Raw genomic sequence first — 19,000 nt, forward strand, 5'->3', positions numbered from 1 at the left:
TAGGAATACTGTGTTACAGCAACAACTAACTTCTTTATTAGCGCAAACGGACATTGCGCTAAGTGAACATCAACAACAGCAATTAGTGCAATATGTTGAGTTATTAGACAAATGGAATAAGGCTTACAATTTAACCTCAGTACGCAGTCCTAAGGAAATGATGGTTAAGCACATCATGGATTCTTTAATGGTTGCGCCTCATCTAGACGGTCAACACTATATTGATGTTGGTACAGGCCCTGGGTTACCGGGTATTGTATTGGCGATTGCACTGCCTAATACGCAATTTGTATTATTGGATAGTTTAGGTAAACGTGTACGTTTTTTAACGCAAGTAAAACATGCACTTGGACTAGATAATGTAACTCCTGTGCAGTCTCGTGTTGAAGAATATCAACCAAGTGTTAAATTAGATGGGGTACTTAGTCGTGCTTTTGCATCATTGCAAGATATGGTTGATTGGTGTGGACACCTAATAGACCCGTCTGGAAATTATTTGGCACTTAAAGGGCAATTCCCGGCGCAAGAACTTGAACAATTGCCTGCAGGCGTAAAATTGCAGCAAGATATTCATCTTAACGTGCCAGAGTTAGATGCTGAGCGTCATTTAATTATTCTTTCTAAAGATTAGTATTCGAGGGCAACGTGGCAAAAGTCATTGCAATTGCAAACCAAAAAGGTGGCGTTGGCAAAACCACGACGGCTGTTAACTTAGCAGCATCGATGGCGGCAACTAAGCGCAAGGTATTATTAATTGACCTAGACCCGCAAGGTAATGCGACGATGGGCAGTGGTGTCGACAAGTATGGTGATGTCGCAACCATTTATGATTTATTAATAGAAGAGCAATCATTAGATGATGTCATCTGTAAAGAAACGTCTGGTGAATATCATCTTATTGCAGCAAATGGAGACGTTACTGCAGCAGAAGTAAAGTTGATGGAGTTGTTTGCCCGTGAAGTGCGTTTGCGTAATGCATTGGATACTATTCAAGATAAATATGAATTTATTTTTATAGATTGCCCCCCTTCGCTGAATATGCTGACTGTCAATGCGATGGCTGCGGCTGATTCAATATTAGTTCCTATGCAATGTGAATATTATGCACTGGAAGGGCTAACGGCCTTAATGGATACTATCACTCAACTGGCTAAGCTAGTGAACCCTCAATTGCAGATAGAGGGTATTTTGCGCACCATGTATGATCCACGAAATCGTTTAGCGAATGATGTGTCTGAGCAGCTAAAACAGCACTTTGGAGATAAGGTATACCGCACGGTGATCCCGCGTAATGTGCGTTTAGCGGAAGCTCCAAGTTTTGGTGCGCCAGCAATGTATTATGACCGGGCATCAAGTGGTGCAAAAGCCTATTTAGCTTTGGCAGGCGAAATGTTACGTCGTAAAGAAAAACAATCCGCAGCGGTTGCCTAAGAGGATAATAATAACATGTCGGTAAAAAAACGTGGTTTAGGCCGAGGCTTGGACGCCCTACTCAGTTCATCAAAGCCAGCTCCAGATAAAGAGCCTGTTGCGGTTCATCACGATAGTAAAGAACTTGATACTACAGTAGAGCGATTTAGTGATGGGCAATTACAGCATGTCCCTATAGAGTTTTTACAGCCGGGCAAGTACCAACCGCGTAAAGATATGTCTGAGCAGGCATTAGAAGAGCTAGCCAGTTCAATTCGAGCTCAAGGCGTGCTTCAACCTATCGTTGTGCGCTGTGTAACTAAAAATCAATTTGAAATTATTGCGGGTGAGCGTCGTTGGCGTGCAGCACAAATAGCTGAACTTGATGTCGTACCGTGTATCTTAAAAGATGTAGCAGATGAAGCCGCGGTCGCTATTGCTTTAATTGAAAATATTCAGCGAGAAGATTTAAATGCCATGGAAGAAGCCGTTGCATTGGATAGGTTACTACATGAATTTGAATTGACCCATCAGCAAGTTGCTGAGGCTGTCGGTAAATCTCGTACTACGGTCACCAATTTACTTAGACTCAATAATCTTAATGATGATGTTAAAATTTTGTTGGAGCACGGTGATATCGAAATGGGCCATGCGCGTTGCTTATTAGCACTCTCCGGAGAACCGCAATCAGAAGCTGCAAGAACGGCAGTTGCCAAAGCGTTGACGGTAAGAGAGACTGAAAAGCTAGTGCGTGCTATTTTAGAACCGGTGGATAAAAAACAAGCAAAAGAAAAAGATCCAGATGTCAAACTGTTAGAACAACAGCTGGCCGAAAACCTGGGGGCAAAGGTAGAAATAAATTACAACCAAAAAGGCAAGGGCAAATTAGTTATTTCATATGCAAATTTGGATGAATTAGACGGTATATTGGGTCGTATTCAATCTGATATGCAACAACCTTCCTAAAGTGTGAAAAATACGCAAATGTAGCGCCGAAAAAGCGCTTCATTTGTCCCCTTCAAGTTGCAAAATCACCAAAAATAAGTATAATTTCGCCAGTTTTTCATGCCCTGATGCAATACAGTGCCATAAAGGTTAATATAAAGTGACTCAATCGTTAGCCAGCCCATATCGCCGGGCCGCATTAAAAGGCATAATGCTTCAGGGAATCGTGACAGTAGTCGCAGCAGTAACCGTTTTTGTTGGTTGGGGAGTACAAGCTGGCGCTTCAGCATTTGCTGGTGGGCTTGTTTCGGTACTTCCTAATTTTGTTTTTGCTTTGTATGCGTTTCGGTATATGGGCGCAAGTAAAGCAGAACAAGTATTTGACTCGATAAAACGAGGCAATGGATTAAAGTTTTTGCTTTCTGTGTGTTTGTTTACACTGGTATTTAAGTATTTTTCAGTCATGGCTGTGCCATTTTTTTGCTGCTACATACTGGTGTTGTTCACACAATGGTTTGCACCGATTTTTTTTAATCATTAACTTTTGGGATAAAACATGGCTGCAGAAGAAGTTACTCTATCAAGCCATATTCAGCACCACTTGACCAATGCTAAGATGTGTTCGACCGATACCGGTTTGGCCTTCAACAAAGCATGTGCGGACAGTGGTTTCTGGACATGGCATATAGATACCCTCGCATGGTCAATCGGCTTAGGTCTAGTATTTTTATGGATCTTCCGAAGTGCCGCTTCAAAATCAACCACCGGTGTGCCTGGTAAATTTCAGTGCTTTATTGAAATGATAGTTGAGTCCGTTGGTGACAACGTACGTGACACATACCACGGCAATAGCAAGTTAATTGCACCGTTAGCCCTAACAATATTTGTTTGGGTGTTCTTAATGAACCTAATGGATTTGATCCCTGTTGACTTTTTACCTGCGTTTGCTGGTTTTGTCGGCGAGAGCGCATTCGGTATGGATTCACATGATGTGTACATGAAAATTGTACCTACCACTGATATTAACTTAACAGCTGCGCTTGCAATTGGTGTGTTCATATTGATGATCGGTTATTCGATTAAAATGAAAGGTATCGGCGGTTTTATTGCTGAGCTTACTTTGCATCCGTTTAGTTCAAACAATAAGATGGTTCAAATTTTATTGATCCCGTTTAACTTGTTACTTGAAACGATTGCACTTGTTACCAAGCCTTTCTCATTAGCGCTACGTTTATTCGGTAACTTGTACGCTGGTGAATTGATTTTCATCTTGATTGGCGCTGTAGGTTTAATGCAATTGCCGTTGCACTTTATCTGGGCATGTTTGCACTTGTTGGTTATCTGGCTTCAAGCATTCGTATTTATGATGCTTACAGTGGTATACCTAAGCATGGCAAGCTCAAATAATAGCCACTAATTTTTATATTTATAATTTAACTTTTTAACTTTAATTTACAATTGAAACTTTGGAGAAAAAAATGGAACTAGTATTAGGTCTTAAGTACATCGCTGTAGCTTTACTTATCGGTTTCGGCGCTATCGGTACTGCGATTGGCTTCGGTAACATGGGTGGTAAATTTTTAGAAGCATGTGCGCGTCAACCTGAGCTTGCACCTTCACTACAGGTTAAGATGTTTATCCTAGCTGGTCTAATCGATGCGGTAGCAATGATTGGTGTTGGTATCGCGATGGTATTGTTGTTCGTACTTTAATTTTATTTTTTGAACAGCTTACTATTTAAGGAGGAGCGGTTGTGAACTTAAACGCCACTCTTATCGGTGAATTAATTGCATTTACGGTCTTCGTATTATTCTGTATGAAGTACGTATGGCCACCACTAAATGGTGCAATTGAAGCTCGCCAGAAAAAAATCGAAGATGGTTTAGCTGCCTCTGATAAAGCCGAACAAGAACTTGAGCGTGTGCGCCTAGAAGCTGCAGAGCAGTTGACAGAAGCAAAATCTCAAGCGGCCGATATCATTGAACAAGCTAAAAAGCGTGCAGCGTTAATTGTTGACGAAGAGACAACTCGTGGTCAGCAAGAGCGTGAAAAAATTATTGCTCAAGGACACTCTGAAATTGATTCAGAGCGTAGCCGTGTGACAGAGGATTTGCGTAAGCAGGTTGCTACTCTGGCAGTGGTTGGCGCTGAGAAGATTTTAGAGCGTGAAATCAATCAAGCCGCACACAGTGACATCGTTGAAAAACTTGTCGCTGAGCTGTAATTAGGAGGGTATGAGCATGTCTGAATTGACTACTATCGCTCGCCCATACGCTAAAGCGGCTTTTGAACTTGCCGTTGAAAAAGGTAGTGTTGAAGCTTGGAATGAGATGTTGTTCTTCGCCGGTCAAGTGGCCAGCGATGAACAAGTGTCAGCCTTGCTTTCAAGTATGCCGACTGCATCAGAACAAACTGACATTTTATTGAAAGTGTGTGCTGAGCAACTCAACGAACAGGGTCAGAATCTTATCAAGCTGATGGCCGAAAATAAGCGTTTAGCCGCGATTCCAGCAGTTGCTGATATTTTTGCTGATTTTAAAGCAGAATATGACAAAGAAATCGATGTTGATGTGGTTTCTGCAACTGAGCTTGTTGCTGAGCAACAAGACAAATTGGTCGCGGCACTTGAAAAACGTTTCGCACGCAAAGTTAAGCTGAATTGTAGCATTGACGAAGCCGTAGTTAGCGGCCTAGTTATTAAAGCTGGTGACACCGTTATTGACGGCTCTGTCCGAGGCAAACTTGACCGCTTAGCGGTTTCGCTACAATCGTAATTGGGAAAAAGAGCATGCAACTTAATTCCACAGAAATTTCTGCGCTGATCAAACAACGTATTGAGCAGTTTGAAGTTGTAAGTGAAGCACGTAACGAAGGTACTATTGTATCTGTTACTGACGGTATCATCCGCATCCATGGTCTAGCTGACTGTATGCAAGGTGAGATGATTGAGCTTCCTGGCAACCGTTATGCTATTGCACTAAACCTTGAGCGTGACTCAGTAGGTGCAGTAGTTATGGGTCCTTACGCAGACCTTAAAGAAGGCGTAAAAGTACAATCTACTGGTCGTATCTTAGAAGTACCTGTTGGTCGTGGTCTATTAGGTCGTGTTGTAAACACACTTGGTCAGCCTATCGATGGTAAAGGTGCACTAGATAATGACGGCTTTGAACCAGTTGAGAAAATTGCACCAGGCGTAATTGAACGTCAATCAGTAGATGAGCCAGTACAAACTGGTTATAAGTCTATCGATGCAATGATACCAGTTGGTCGTGGCCAGCGTGAGCTTGTCATCGGTGACCGTCAGACTGGTAAAACTGCACTAGCAATCGATGCTATCATCAACCAAAAAGGTACAGGCGTTAAATGTGTGTACGTAGCGGTTGGTCAAAAAGCATCTACTATTGCGAACGTAGTACGTAAACTTGAAGAGCACGGTGCACTTGAAAACACAATCGTTGTTGTTGCATCTGCTTCTGAATCAGCTGCGCTTCAATTCTTAGCGCCATTTGCTGGTTGTACTATGGGTGAATACTTCCGCGACCGCGGTGAAGATGCGCTAATCGTATATGATGATTTGTCTAAGCAAGCTGTTGCTTATCGTCAAATTTCATTGCTACTTAAGCGTCCACCAGGTCGTGAAGCATACCCAGGTGACGTATTCTACCTTCACTCGCGTCTTTTAGAGCGTGCATCACGTGTAAACGCTGATTACGTAGAGAAGTTCACTAATGGTGAAGTGAAAGGTAAAACAGGTTCATTGACGGCATTGCCAATCATTGAAACTCAAGGTGGTGATGTTTCTGCATTCGTACCTACTAACGTTATCTCAATCACCGATGGTCAGATTTTCTTAGAAACTGACTTATTTAACGCAGGTATCCGTCCGGCAGTAAATGCTGGTATTTCGGTATCTCGTGTAGGTGGTGCTGCGCAAACTAAAATCGTTAAGAAACTAGGTGGTGGTATCCGTCTAGCGCTAGCTCAATATCGTGAACTAGCGGCGTTCTCTCAGTTCGCTTCAGACCTTGACGATGCAACTCGAGCTCAGCTTGAGCACGGTGAGCGCGTAACAGAGCTAATGAAACAGAAACAGTATGCACCAATGTCTGTTGCTGAAATGTCTCTGTCGTTATTTGCTGCTGAAAAAGGCTTCTTGAAAGATGTTGAAATCGCGAAAATCGGTGATTTCGAAGAAGGTCTTATCGGTTACGCGAATAGCACATACGCAGAGCTAATGGCTCAAATCAATGAAACAGGTAACTATAACGCCGAGATCGAAGCGCAGTTGAAAGAACTTCTTGAGAAGTTCAAGTCAACGCAAACTTGGTAATTTAGTTATGCATGGTGGGTGTTATCGCTAACACTCACCTTGATTCGGAGAGAGAGTCATGGCCAGCGGAAAAGAGATTAAAAGCAAGATCGGGAGTATTAAAAATACTCAAAAGATCACCAGCGCGATGGAAATGGTAGCTGCTTCTAAAATGAAGAAAGCACAAGAGCGCGTAGCGTCAAGCCGTCCATACGCTGAGAACTTACGCAAAGTGATCGGTCGTATTGCTCAAGCTAATCTTGACTTCAACCATCCGTTCTTAGTTGAGCGTGATGTGAAGCGAGTTGGTTATATTGTTATCTCTACTGACCGTGGTCTGTGTGGCGGTTTGAACACCAATGAGTTCAAAAAAGTGACACAAGACGTACAAGCGTGGAAAGAAAAAGGTGTAACTGCAGAATTTGCAACCTTAGGCGGTAAATCTGCTGCTTTCTTTAAACGTTTTGGTGGTCAACTACTTGCTAAAAAAGCAGGTCTTGGAGATACGCCTTCTGTTCAGGATGTAATTGGTCCTGTAAAAGTGATGTTAGAAGCATACGAAGAAGGCAAAATTGACCGTTTATTTGTGGTATACAACAATTTTGTTAATACCATGAAGCAAGAGCCAGTAATCGATCAGTTATTACCTTTGCCAAAAGCTGAAGAAGAAGTATCAGCTCACGCTTGGGACTACTTGTATGAGCCAAACCCAGAGTCTATTTTAGAGACTTTGTTAGTACGCTTCATTGAATCACAAGTGTATCAAGGTGTAGTTGAGAATGCTGCCTCTGAACAGGCTGCCCGTATGGTTGCGATGAAAGCCGCAACTGATAATGCCGGTGACCTAATTGATGAGCTGCAACTTGTTTACAACAAAGCACGTCAAGCTGCAATCACACAAGAGATCAGTGAGATTGTGAGTGGTTCGGCTGCGGTATAACGCTTCGGCAAAGTTTAACGAGAGGAATAGACATGAGTTTAGGTAAGGTCGTCCAAATTATCGGCGCCGTTGTGGACATCGAGTTCCCACAAGATAGCGTGCCAGCTGTATATGAAGCAGTAAAAATTACAGAAGGCGACTTAGTTGGTTTGACTCTAGAAGTTCAACAACAACTAGGTGGCGGCGTTGTTCGTGCAATCGCACTAGGTACTACTGACGGTTTGCGTCGTAGCACTGCAGTCGAAGGTACTGGCGAGCCAATCAAAGTTCCAGTAGGTACAAAGACCCTAGGTCGTATCATGGATGTATTGGGTCAGCCAATCGATGAAGCAGGTCCAATTGGTGAAGACGAGCGTATGTCAATTCACCGTGCAGCGCCTTCTTATGAAGATCAATCAAGTTCAATCGAACTACTAGAAACAGGTATCAAGGTAATCGACCTTGTATGCCCGTTCGCTAAAGGTGGTAAAGTTGGACTATTCGGTGGTGCCGGTGTAGGTAAAACCGTAAACATGATGGAGCTTATCCGTAACATCGCAATCGAGCACAGTGGTTACTCAGTATTCGCAGGTGTTGGTGAGCGTACTCGTGAGGGTAACGACTTCTATCATGAAATGAACGATTCAAACGTACTTGATAAAGTATCGCTTGTTTACGGTCAGATGAATGAGCCTCCAGGTAACCGTTTACGTGTTGCTTTGACGGGTCTTACTATGGCAGAGAAGTTCCGTGACGAAGGTCGTGACGTACTTTTCTTCGTAGATAACATTTACCGTTATACACTTGCAGGTACAGAAGTATCAGCACTGCTAGGTCGTATGCCATCAGCGGTAGGTTACCAGCCTACACTAGCTGAAGAAATGGGTGTACTTCAGGAGCGTATCGCGTCTACTAAAGCTGGTTCAATCACTTCAATCCAAGCGGTATACGTACCTGCGGATGACTTGACGGATCCATCTCCTGCTACAACCTTTGCTCACTTAGATGCAACAGTTGTACTATCACGTGATATCGCATCTTTAGGTATTTACCCTGCGGTAGACCCATTAGATTCATCATCTCGTCAACTTGATCCTCAAGTAATTGGTCAAGAACACTATGACACTGCACGTGGCGTTCAAACAGTTCTTCAGCGTTATAAAGAGCTTAAAGACATCATTGCAATCTTAGGTATGGACGAGCTTTCTGATGAAGATAAGCAAGTTGTATCTCGTGCACGTAAAATCCAGCGTTTCCTATCTCAGCCGTTCTTCGTAGCTGAAGTATTCACAGGTGCATCTGGTAAATACGTTTCACTGAAAGACACTATCTCAGGCTTCAAAGGCATCTTAAATGGTGACTTTGATGAATTGCCAGAGCAGGCTTTCTACATGGTTGGTTCTATCGACGAAGCAGTTGATAAAGCTAAAAACATGTAATTTAGGGGGTTGATATGGCTTCGACAGTACATCTTGACGTAGTAAGTGCAGAGCAGAACTTATTCTCTGGCGCTGTTTCGACTATCCAAGTGACCGGTAGTGAAGGTGAGCTGGGTATTCACCCAGGTCACGCCCCATTATTGACTGGCCTAAAACCTGGTATGGTGCGTTTAGTAAAACAAGATGGTGAAGAAGAAATCATCTATGTTGCAGGTGGCACACTTGAAGTTCAACCCAATATTGTAACCGTTCTTGCGGACGTTGCATTACGTGGTGAAGACTTGGACGAGCAATCTGCTGAGCAGTCTAAACGCGAAGCGCAAGCACAAATGGAATCTGGTGGAGCAAGTGAACTTGATCACTATGCTGCAGCTGCACAGTTAGCTGAGGCAATTGCTCAGCTACGTGTTATCCGTCAATTGCGTAAATAAATACAAACCTATCTGGTTTAAAAAGCCCGCACTTTTTAGTGTGGGCTTTTTTATAACCAAACTGTTAGTAATACCAATTATTATTAAAATATTGATCATTCTAGCGAGCTAAATGACTCACATAGAATAAATAACTATATACCGCTGCCCAAAAGCTTCAACTAAAGGCCTCCACTACTTTGTCATTCGCAGCGAACATAAACTATTATGCTGCATTACTCATTTCACATAATGAAAGCACTTGATTTAAAAAATTCATATCTCAAAGATCAACAGCCCCAAAGCCATTTATCTGTTGCAATATCTGGTCATCTGTTTAATGCAATAGGTATAATAATTCGCTATTACAAGTGAAATTGTCTTGATATTGGGCAAAAGGTCATTGGATAGCAAGTAATGTGAATTACAAAGTATCTTCTATTTCAAAACCCTTATCTAAACCTAAGATGAACTCTTAAGAAGAGACTACTACTTTCCTTATTTTATGTTAAATTAATAGTACAAAATGTGACGAGTTAGAGGTGTTTATTTGTACTATTAATTTGCAAATAATTAGCACTTTATAAATATTTTTATTGAGTTTAGATCATTAGTCGGTACAATTCTCAATAGAATATAAGGACACTACATTACTCATAATGAATGAAGTAAGATTTTCACGGCAGGTTAAGGAAGTGAAGTTTGGGACTTGGAGCTTAGACCCAAAGAAACAGTGTATTTATGATGGTTCGATAGAAAGAGAACTTGAACCACTTCTATTTAGACTCCTTTGCTATTTTATCATTAATAACGAACAGATCATTACCCGTCAGGATCTGGTTGATGATGTGTGGTGTCAAAAATATGTTGATGATAATGCCATTAATCGTGCTATGTCTGAATTACGGAAAATTTTAAAATCAGATATGCAAAAAGGCATTGTTGTTAAAACTCACTATAGGAAAGGGTATAGTTTTTTTCTTGAGCCTGAGATTATTTACCATCCTGATTTAAGTGAAGAGCCACTTCAGGTTGCAGCTAAGCAGCCAAAAATGAAAGACCCTTTACCTTCTAAAAAAACGAAGACTATGCGCTCAAAAGGGTTTGTACTCTTAGCCAGTGTTTTAACAATTATTGTAGTCGGCTATTTTTTCACCTCACATTACTCAGTACAAGAAAGTCAGTTGCCAATTAAAACAAAGAATATAGAAGAGAAAGTCCTATCATGGGTACCTGGTCGTTATACGAATTTGCGCCTTTCATTTAATAAGAAATTATTGGCTTTTTCTTTTGCACCACAAGGCACTAAATATTACTCATTAGTCGTTAAGGAGCTTGGTGGTGGGTATGAACGGCGTTTAGGAGAAGAAGGTGTAAATTACTATCCATTAGGGTGGTCAACAGATTCAAGTATACTATATTACCGAGCTAAAACTGATGTAACATGCCAGATATGGCAAATTAAGGCCGACTTTAGTGAAGGCAATCGAATGCTCTTTGAGTGCAATATGAGGGGTCTTGTTAGTGGTAGTGGTGTTGGTAAAGATCGTATTATTTACTCCAAATCAGGCTATCGAAATCGAGATGAGCTTGCTGCATTAACAAGCAGAGATTTAAAAACTGGACAAGAGTTTCAAATAAGCTCGCCTAACTTAAACTCTTACGGTGACCAGTTCTTAACTTACATTCCGGAAAAAGAAGTGCTGCTATTTGAGCGCCGTCAGTATGATACCAATGAGTTGTATATGACAGACCCTGATGGCGGTAATCAGATTAAACTACTTGAGTCATCGAGTCGAATTTGGTCGGTAAATTATGATGTTGAATCAGATCTTCTATTGTGGTTCGACAATGTAAAGAATATCGTTTTCGGTTACAGTTTAAGTAAAAGAAAGCTAGTCAAAAAAGAGAAGCTAAATACCTCTCAGAGTTACGCGATTTTTCAGTTTTTAAGTCAAAATGAAATATTGATGGTGAGCTATCCGTTTGTATCTTATATATACACGCTAGACCCAGATAAAGGCGCGATGAGTGCAGATATACAGTTGAGTGCCGGCAGCATAAGCCCAATCAAGTTTAAACAAGGTTATATGGTATTGACTACGCAAGGTAGTGATCGGGTTGTTACTCAGGTAGATAATAACGGTAATAGTCATGTTTTAGAAATACCACCTGGTGACATTCGTAGTATTAGGTACCATGAAAAAGATGATTTATTACTGGTTCACTATCGTCGTAGCATTGAAATATATCGATACTCTGATCTGTCGCTCGTTGATAGTATTGAGGTAAGTAGTGGAATTATATCAGCAGAGTTTTTGAACCATAGTGAAGTGGGTTACGTGGTTTTGGATGAACATAAGGTTAATAGTAGCTCCTATAAATATTCATTAAAATCTAAGAAAAATGTTCCTATACCCACGTTAAATACATTGTGGATAGGTGGTCTTGATGACAATACATTGATTTCGTTATCTTCAAATGACACTATTTTACTATATGAAATGAATACCGGAAAAACGTTACAAGAATTTGACTTGCCTAAAGCGCGATATAGACATTCAATTGCAGTTGGAGATAGTTATATTTATCATTCTGATGGTGCTCGAGTGTATCGTATAGACCCAAGTAAAAAAGGCAATGCAGAAGAAATATATTCGATAGATACAGCTAAATATGTGATTAAGGATATTAGTTACACGGTACATAATGATGCATTATGGATGAATGTAATTGAAGTAAATGAGAATCAGCTTTTAGATATTAAAATTACTGATGAAGTAAAATAGTTGCCTTGGGCAAGTTCGCCTTTTCAGAACTGAGGTTAAAATAGTAAAACTTATCCATTAATGAGCTATATCAGGTTTGAATAAGTATTACTCGTACGTCAAAAAAGCATGCCTACATCAAGCGGTGGTAAGTTTAAATCAGTGATTGCCGCTTTCTAGCGTGAATTGAATGGTGAACGTCATTGAGATAGTTAAAAACAATGAAAAGTGGTGCTAGGTAAGCTAAATAATCTATATTTTTCATTATCAGTATTGATATTCATTAGATACGTATAAGTTTAATACTGGGCTGTATTCAATTTATAGCTGGTTAGGGCGTATTGATCTTTTTTGCAGCAGTCATTTGGGTGTTTTCCCAATGCAGAACCTACGCCGCATAGTTCTGCTATGTAAATCAGGTGATAACCTAGAAAAATGCCCCCTGCCCAAAGGGTTCAACCAAAGACTTACACTGCGTTGTCATGGGCTTTTAATGCAACATAGCCCATTCCTAGCATTGAAAGCCTTTGATTTAAAAAATTCATACCTCAAAGATCAACACGCCCTAGTAATCATGTGGGTTATGATGATGCCAACCTCTCGTCAAAGTTTAAACTATTGTTTAGAACTATATCTTACGCTCACTTTTTGCTATTCATAATTACCTATAAAATTGTTTTACATGCTCTACTAGTGAGGTTGTTTTTATTGTTTAACTTCTGGTTTGGGTAAGGAATTTCAAATAGTAACTAATTAAGAAATCAACTTACTCATCATAAAATGGTGATATTTAGTTCAACATTAAGGCTACTTAATGCAGTAATGGCTAAATGAAAGCACCGCAAAGAGTGAGCAAAAACAGCATAGTTAAAATAGTGAGCTTATTTAAATCTCAGACGATTTAACTACGCCACTAAAAACTGCTTTAGTGATAAAAACGCGTTAAAAGTTACTTGCATCTCTTTGAGAAACGCGTTTTAAGACTTTTATTGGTCTGAAATTATAGTGTTTATCCAGTATTTTCACTAAGGTTTAGATAATGTTTGATTTTAAATAAAAATAAGCTTTTTTATCAGTGGTTTAAGTTAAACCTTATGAAGGTAAGTGTAAGGATTAATAATTACATAAAAACACTGAGTTTGTTTAAAGTAATAGTCGTTCTCAACAATAACAACAAAGGAAATACATTATGTTATCTAATTTCAAACTAAAGCTAAAAACAAAGAAAGTTAAATTGCTCTCAGGTACTCCTGTATTAGATACAAAACAAACAAAGCACATTGTAGGTGGTCTTTCATCAGAAACTGAAACATTTACAAATAAGCCTCCACATTAAGCATCATTTTAGAGGTGTTATTTATACATTAATAGTTGCAAGTTTCTATAAGGAGAATCATTTGGGCTTTACTTATTCCATGTTTGTACTGTCATTTGCAGTTGAGCCTGTAGTTGGTGCTCTTCAACTACAGGAGCCTGCGCACGAGTACTACTATTCTAGGGAATCAGGGACTGTTGAGTACGGATACGATTTGAGGCAGGGAGACAAAGTAGTTAAAGGGCAAGTCCTTTTGACTTACTCCAAAGGGGAAGATAAAAAAAGTCGAAATATAACGTCAAGAACTGCGGGTTATTTAGAGTATATTAATAATCAGCTCTCAGTTGGGGCTAGTTTCTCAACGGGTGAAATGTTGTACAAAGTTCAGTCTGATTTGGTATTAGGGTGGTACTTTATTGACGATATATATAAAAAAAAGCTGCAGCAAAGTGCCCAACTTTGGGCTTGCAGCGAAAGTGGCTATTGGCAGTTCAATATTGATGTTGTTAAACCTAAAAAGCTACTAGTTTCTCTAACGCTTGCCTCATCTGATTATAGCGCGTTATACCAGTTAAGCCTCAAACCAGATTTGACCATGTATCCGAGCAAGCAAGCTTGTTTAGACGCTATATTGTAGTATCAGTATAGATTCACTTTATTGTGTTTATGGTCGTTTTCTTCTCTGTTTAACCTCTATGTTAGCTCACATTTTAGGGCTTTTCATTTTTATATAAAACCTCCCATATTTGCAGTACTCTATTTGTTAAGTACTGCTGCCTTGTGTTATCTGCAGGTCTTAAAACATGGGCCTATAGCTATTAAATGTCTTACTGGCAGCGAAAACTCCTCAACAAAATACCTTTATTGTTACTCATTGTCGTTTGTCATTCCCTTTAAACTGTCTGGTCATTAAGGCTGTCGTTTTTTAGGACGAGAGTTTCTGTCGATATTAACTTTGCAATATTTACCAGAGCTATGAATGAACAAGTGCTGCGTACATTATATTTAACTTCAGGTTTGGATAAGGGTTTTGAAATAGTAAATATGCAATTACTCACATTATAAATCACATAACAATGATATTTTTTCAATATCAAGGCGATTTCACTTGTTATATTACAAATGAAATCGCCTTGATAGAGGACAAGTTCGATTATTGAGATCTGAGGTTATTTAGGTCGAATGGACCTTGCAGTAAAAGTGAGCGAATATTGCGAGAGAACTATGGCATTATCAATCAATATTGAGATCATTTTTTTTATAATGTTCTTTGATAACTAATTGATTTTTAGTGTTTGTTTTTTGTTTTTGCGATTTTGACGAATGCATTTTGTACACTCACAATAGGTAACGAACACAAGTTACTTTGTGTCATTTTATTAAATACATTATGCACGGAGTTAATTATGCAAAAGCAAATTGAAAGTGAATTTTATGACCCGTTTAATAGTCGCTCAGTGTTGAATGACTCTATGACTAAGTTTGAGAACGTAGAACAAGGTAAGCAACTAACAACAACATTAAGCGATATAGCCTTGAGTTCTGGATATGAGTGTTTAGCATTTATTGACTATGCGCCATTGTCGACTAAAACCTATCAAAGGCATCTATATGGTAAGTACTGCACTGAAGTTGAGGGCTACCTCGATAGTGAAGAAATATATAAATATTGTAAAAATGCCTTTCGACTGACATCACTAGAATCATTATTAATTGAACGTACCGATATTGCACATCTTTACGTTTTACCGCTGCGAGGCGTATCCGGTATTGTCGGTGCTTTGGTATTTAATATTCCTAAAGACTTTATCGAGCTTAAGAGTATTGACCTAATTGATTGGTTCTGGACAATTTTGTCACCTTATTTGCTTAATGCGGCGATGCGATGTCGTGACAGTCACCTCAATATTACAAACCGAGAAAAAGACTGCTTGTTATGGGCTTCGGAAGGCAAAACATCATGGGAAATTAGTCAAATATTAGGAATATCAGAAAGGACTGTCAACTTTCACCTCGCCAACTGTATTAATAAAACGGGTAGCAGTAATCGCCAACAAGCCATTGTTAAGTGCATTTTAAATGATGTTATATAAATTTATATAACATCACTTCAACTTATTTAATTTAATTAATATTAGTGTCCCTTTTTTCTGAATTAAAGTTCGGAATGTTCAGTTGTGCCTTTTTTAAATGATTGTTTTTTATTAACTTATTTTGTTTATTGTCAAATCTGACAGTGTTTGATTGTTGATTAATGTGACATTATTTTATTTATATTATTTAAGTGGTTCTGGAGTTTAAAGTGTCGGAAAAATGGATTGTTAAGCCATCAGGAGCATTAAATGGAAAGCCGAAATTACTATGTTTTCCTTATGCTGGCGGGGGCGTCTCTATATTTAATGGATGGGCTCAAAGTTTAAGTGATGTAGAAGTCAATATTATTCAGGCACCAGGGAGAGGCTCTCACTTCGCAGCTGCACCACTTGCAAATATGGAGAAGTTGATTGATGAGCTTTTTATTCACATTAGCACGCTGCTTGAAGGGCCATATTTAATTTTTGGTCATAGTTTAGGTAGTCGAGTTGGCTTTGAAGTGGCGCGAAAAGCGATATCGCTTGGTCTACCTGCTCCGATCCATTTTTTTGCATCGGGTTCAGGTGGGCCCGATCAAGGATGTTTTAAAAAGCCAATTCATGCGCTACCACAAGCTGAATTCTTTGATGAAATTAAGAGCATGGCGGGTACACCAAAGCAAATTCTAGAAAACAAAGAACTAATGATCATGCTTGAACCTTTGTTAAGAGCTGATTTTAAAATATCTGAGCAATATAAATACCTCGGTTCAGAAAAAATAATATCACCAGTGTCTATTTTGTACGGCATGGAAGATGACATTGAATTAGATAGGGTAAAAAGCTGGGCCCGTTATTTTGACAGTCATGAACTCCATGCTTTTGAAGGTGGACATTTCTTTATAGATACACATCAATCTCAAGTTTTGGACATCGTCAGGTCAGCTATCTCTCGTGATAGCTGGTTATCGTCGACTTGCGCCAAAGAAATTAATCATTGGACCTGAACAGGTCATTTTATTGAAGGTTAGGAACATGAGTACATTCAAGAAAGCACTTCTTGTATTAACAGGTTTGATCTGTTTGCTAATAGCCTATGTTTACGCGGTTATTTGGCTTGGTCAGCCTATGTTATCGGGAGATGCAAAGCTAGATGAAGTAAAAGATGTAGTGAGTATTGACCGAGATCACCGCGGCTTTGTGCAAATCGATGCAAAAAATAGTGATGATGCGGTGTTTTCTTTGGGTTTTTTACATGCCCAAGAACGCTATTTCCAAATGGATATCTATCGCAGAAGTGCTGCGGGTGAATTGTCTGAGTTGTTTGGCGATGCAATGCTCAAAGAAGATATCAAAGTAAGAGTACATCGCTTTAGAGTAAGAGCACAGCAAGCAGTTGCACAGTTGCCTAAAGAGCAGCAAGCGTTGTTGAAAAGCTACACAAAAGGCGTTAATGCGGGATTGTCTCAGTTATCCGCAGACCCATACGAGTATAACTTATTACTTACAGCACCTGAGTTGTGGAAAGAAGAAGATTCTATTTTGGTTAACATGGCAATGTATTCGTTATTACAAGCGCCTAAAGACCCACATCCTGACTTTGTTACTGCACAATTAGCCGATGTTTATGACAGCAGTTTCATGGCATTTTTGCAAGCTAGGAACTCTTCATGGGATAGCCCAATTGACGGTAGCGCAGACTTGCATGCTCGTTTTGATTTTTCCCAATCGACTATAAAAAGAACGGCGCATATAGGTACTGATGAAAAGGAGCAGGAAGAAGCGAATAGTTATGGTGGCTCAACGCCAGGTTCTAACAGCTGGGCGGTTGCCAAAGACTTCAAACAAAATGATAAAGCTTTACTCGCCAATGATATGCATTTACCTCTGGGTATTCCAAATACATGGTTTGCTGCATCAATGTCATTTCCATATCAAGGTACTGAACATGCTATTTCTGGTGTCACAGTACCGGGGTTACCTATTATTGCAGCGGGCAGTAATACAAAAATCTCTTGGGGTTTGACTAACTCAAATGGAGACTGGAGTGATTTAGTCAAGTTGTCATTGGTTGATGATGACCATTATCAAACGGCAACAGGTCCCCAAGCATTTAGTCAATTTGAAGAAATAATTTCTGTGCGAGGTGCTGAGGCAGTTTCTCTATTGGTAAAAGAGACTTTATGGGGACCTGTCATTGAGCAAGGTGATGACTTATATGCATTGAATTGGGTTGCACATTACCCACAAGGTAACAACTTGACAGCATGGTTTATTGCATTGCAATCAGATTTAGAGTCGGCAACGCGGTTGGCGCAGCAATCTGGTATCACTCACTTAAACATTACTTTTGCAGACACACAAGGCAATTTAAATTGGACCTTGATGGGGCGTATACCAAAAAGACAAGATAGCAATGGCACCATGGCGCAACTTTCAAATGCGACTCATGCTGGCTGGAATGGTTGGGTGGCACCACAAGATTACCCGCAAATTGACTCTCAACAAGTAGGCGCAATTTGGACTGCAAATAACCGAGTTGTGGGTGGTGAAGATGCCAAATTACTTGGTGTAGCTGCCAATTATGCATTGGGTGTTCGAGCTTCGAGAATTAGTCAGTTGCTACATGAGCAAATACAGTTTGATGAGGTGTCAATGCATGCGCTACAGCTTGACGATCGTGCATTACTTATGGATCGCTGGCATGCACTCGCAGTTGATTTAGCTGCACAACTAGATGAAAAATCGCAACGTGTTGAATTAGAAGGATTTCTATCTCAGTGGCATGGCGAAGCTGATAAAAACTCTGCCGTGTACCGTGTTTTACGCAAGTTCAGGGATGAAGTTGCAGAGGGCATTATGCTGACATTAGCAGCTGATGTACTGGAGCAGAACCCAAAACTAAAGTGGTGGCAATTAACCAACCAGTGGGAAGCACCTGTATGGGATACCTTAACTCAACAACCAGAGCAATTCATTCCTAGTGGCTTTGATAGTTGGGAGTCTTTTTTATCCGACGCTTTAGTTAACAAAACGTATCAATTTTATGCACAGCGATACGATGGTGATGTTACTGCAGCAAAGTGGGGACAAATCAATACCTTAAAGCTTGAGCACCCTTTAACGCGCATTTTACCACTAGGCTGGTTACTTAACTTTGATGCACAAAGTGTTAGTGGTGACCAAAACGTAGTGGTCGCTCAATTAGGTAACTTTGGTGCTTCAATGAGAATGGTGGTCTCTCCTGGTAAAGAAGATAAAGCCATTTTAACACTGCCGGTTGGTCAAGCGGGTAATCCATTTACTCCATATTATGGCGTTGGCCATCAAGAGTGGTTATCAGGACAACCCATGCCTCTACTTCCGGGTGACGGTAAGTACAAACTAACGCTAAAACCAAATAAATAATAATA

The 19,000-nt window shown here is 40.0% G+C and carries 17 protein-coding genes; all 17 read left to right on the plus strand.

Features of this window, described 5'->3' with window-relative positions:
• The first annotated feature begins 10 nt into the window (after positions 1-10).
• The 17 genes from rsmG (at position 11) to OCI93_RS12680 (ending at position 18,995) form a co-directional block, all read left to right on the plus strand.
• Positions 11-631, plus strand: coding sequence for a 16S rRNA (guanine(527)-N(7))-methyltransferase RsmG (rsmG, locus tag OCI93_RS12600; RefSeq protein WP_261594174.1), 621 nt, complete (start codon positions 11-13; stop codon positions 629-631).
• A gap of 14 nt (positions 632-645) precedes the next feature.
• Positions 646-1,431 (plus strand): ParA family protein, encoded by a 786-nt coding sequence (locus OCI93_RS12605; RefSeq protein ID WP_261594175.1) that lies wholly within the window; start codon positions 646-648, stop codon positions 1,429-1,431.
• Positions 1,432-1,446: 15 nt separating this feature from the next.
• Positions 1,447-2,376 carry a ParB/RepB/Spo0J family partition protein gene (locus tag OCI93_RS12610; protein ID WP_261594176.1) on the plus strand — a complete coding sequence of 310 codons (930 nt, stop codon included), beginning with the start codon at positions 1,447-1,449 and terminating at the stop codon, positions 2,374-2,376.
• 139 nt (positions 2,377-2,515) lie between these two features.
• A complete protein-coding gene (locus tag OCI93_RS12615) occupies positions 2,516-2,896 on the plus strand; it encodes an ATP synthase subunit I (RefSeq protein ID WP_261594177.1) in 381 nt (126 codons plus the stop codon).
• 15 nt (positions 2,897-2,911) lie between these two features.
• Complete coding sequence (gene atpB, locus OCI93_RS12620) at positions 2,912-3,772, plus strand: F0F1 ATP synthase subunit A (RefSeq protein ID WP_261594178.1); 861 nt, start codon at positions 2,912-2,914, stop codon at positions 3,770-3,772.
• A 61-nt stretch (positions 3,773-3,833) separates the two neighbouring features.
• Entirely contained in the window at positions 3,834-4,067 is a 234-nt protein-coding gene (gene atpE / locus OCI93_RS12625; RefSeq protein WP_004335261.1) for a F0F1 ATP synthase subunit C, read from the plus strand.
• A 41-nt stretch (positions 4,068-4,108) separates the two neighbouring features.
• Entirely contained in the window at positions 4,109-4,579 is a 471-nt protein-coding gene (atpF, locus tag OCI93_RS12630) for a F0F1 ATP synthase subunit B (RefSeq protein WP_261594179.1), read from the plus strand.
• A gap of 16 nt (positions 4,580-4,595) precedes the next feature.
• Positions 4,596-5,129 (plus strand): F0F1 ATP synthase subunit delta, encoded by a 534-nt coding sequence (gene atpH / locus OCI93_RS12635; RefSeq protein ID WP_261594180.1) that lies wholly within the window; start codon positions 4,596-4,598, stop codon positions 5,127-5,129.
• A 14-nt stretch (positions 5,130-5,143) separates the two neighbouring features.
• On the plus strand, positions 5,144-6,685 hold the full coding sequence (gene atpA, locus OCI93_RS12640) for a F0F1 ATP synthase subunit alpha (RefSeq protein WP_261594181.1): 1,542 nt from the start codon (positions 5,144-5,146) through the stop codon (positions 6,683-6,685).
• Between the two features lie 58 nt (positions 6,686-6,743).
• Entirely contained in the window at positions 6,744-7,604 is an 861-nt protein-coding gene (gene atpG, locus OCI93_RS12645) for a F0F1 ATP synthase subunit gamma (RefSeq protein ID WP_261594182.1), read from the plus strand.
• Positions 7,605-7,636: 32 nt separating this feature from the next.
• A complete protein-coding gene (gene atpD / locus OCI93_RS12650; RefSeq protein ID WP_261594183.1) occupies positions 7,637-9,022 on the plus strand; it encodes a F0F1 ATP synthase subunit beta in 1,386 nt (461 codons plus the stop codon).
• 14 nt (positions 9,023-9,036) lie between these two features.
• Positions 9,037-9,453 (plus strand): F0F1 ATP synthase subunit epsilon, encoded by a 417-nt coding sequence (locus OCI93_RS12655; protein WP_261594184.1) that lies wholly within the window; start codon positions 9,037-9,039, stop codon positions 9,451-9,453.
• Between the two features lie 674 nt (positions 9,454-10,127).
• Positions 10,128-12,221 (plus strand): winged helix-turn-helix domain-containing protein, encoded by a 2,094-nt coding sequence (locus tag OCI93_RS12660; RefSeq protein WP_261594185.1) that lies wholly within the window; start codon positions 10,128-10,130, stop codon positions 12,219-12,221.
• A 1,376-nt stretch (positions 12,222-13,597) separates the two neighbouring features.
• Positions 13,598-14,152, plus strand: a complete 555-nt coding sequence (locus OCI93_RS12665) for a hypothetical protein (RefSeq protein WP_261594186.1) — start codon at positions 13,598-13,600, stop codon at positions 14,150-14,152.
• Between the two features lie 769 nt (positions 14,153-14,921).
• Positions 14,922-15,608 carry a helix-turn-helix transcriptional regulator gene (locus OCI93_RS21085; RefSeq protein WP_315942818.1) on the plus strand — a complete coding sequence of 229 codons (687 nt, stop codon included), beginning with the start codon at positions 14,922-14,924 and terminating at the stop codon, positions 15,606-15,608.
• Positions 15,609-15,817: 209 nt separating this feature from the next.
• Complete coding sequence (locus OCI93_RS12675) at positions 15,818-16,594, plus strand: thioesterase II family protein (protein WP_261594187.1); 777 nt, start codon at positions 15,818-15,820, stop codon at positions 16,592-16,594.
• A gap of 28 nt (positions 16,595-16,622) precedes the next feature.
• Complete coding sequence (locus OCI93_RS12680) at positions 16,623-18,995, plus strand: penicillin acylase family protein (protein WP_261594188.1); 2,373 nt, start codon at positions 16,623-16,625, stop codon at positions 18,993-18,995.
• Positions 18,996-19,000 lie beyond the last annotated feature (5 nt).

This window comes from Pseudoalteromonas holothuriae (assembly GCF_945859825.1).
Lineage (GTDB): Bacteria > Pseudomonadota > Gammaproteobacteria > Enterobacterales > Alteromonadaceae > Pseudoalteromonas > Pseudoalteromonas holothuriae.

Bases quoted from the DNA above. Each gene is read 5' to 3' on its own strand.
- OCI93_RS12655 (WP_261594184.1), top strand. From the start codon at position 9,037: ATGGCTTCGACAGTACATCTTGACGTAGTAAGTGCAGAGCAGAACTTA.
- atpA (WP_261594181.1), top strand. From the start codon at position 5,144: ATGCAACTTAATTCCACAGAAATTTCTGCGCTGATCAAACAACGTATT.
- atpH (WP_261594180.1), top strand. From the start codon at position 4,596: ATGTCTGAATTGACTACTATCGCTCGCCCATACGCTAAAGCGGCTTTT.
- OCI93_RS21085 (WP_315942818.1), top strand. From the start codon at position 14,922: ATGCAAAAGCAAATTGAAAGTGAATTTTATGACCCGTTTAATAGTCGC.
- atpE (WP_004335261.1), top strand. From the start codon at position 3,834: ATGGAACTAGTATTAGGTCTTAAGTACATCGCTGTAGCTTTACTTATC.
- OCI93_RS12610 (WP_261594176.1), top strand. From the start codon at position 1,447: ATGTCGGTAAAAAAACGTGGTTTAGGCCGAGGCTTGGACGCCCTACTC.
- atpG (WP_261594182.1), top strand. From the start codon at position 6,744: ATGGCCAGCGGAAAAGAGATTAAAAGCAAGATCGGGAGTATTAAAAAT.
- atpD (WP_261594183.1), top strand. From the start codon at position 7,637: ATGAGTTTAGGTAAGGTCGTCCAAATTATCGGCGCCGTTGTGGACATC.
- OCI93_RS12680 (WP_261594188.1), top strand. From the start codon at position 16,623: ATGAGTACATTCAAGAAAGCACTTCTTGTATTAACAGGTTTGATCTGT.
- atpB (WP_261594178.1), top strand. From the start codon at position 2,912: ATGGCTGCAGAAGAAGTTACTCTATCAAGCCATATTCAGCACCACTTG.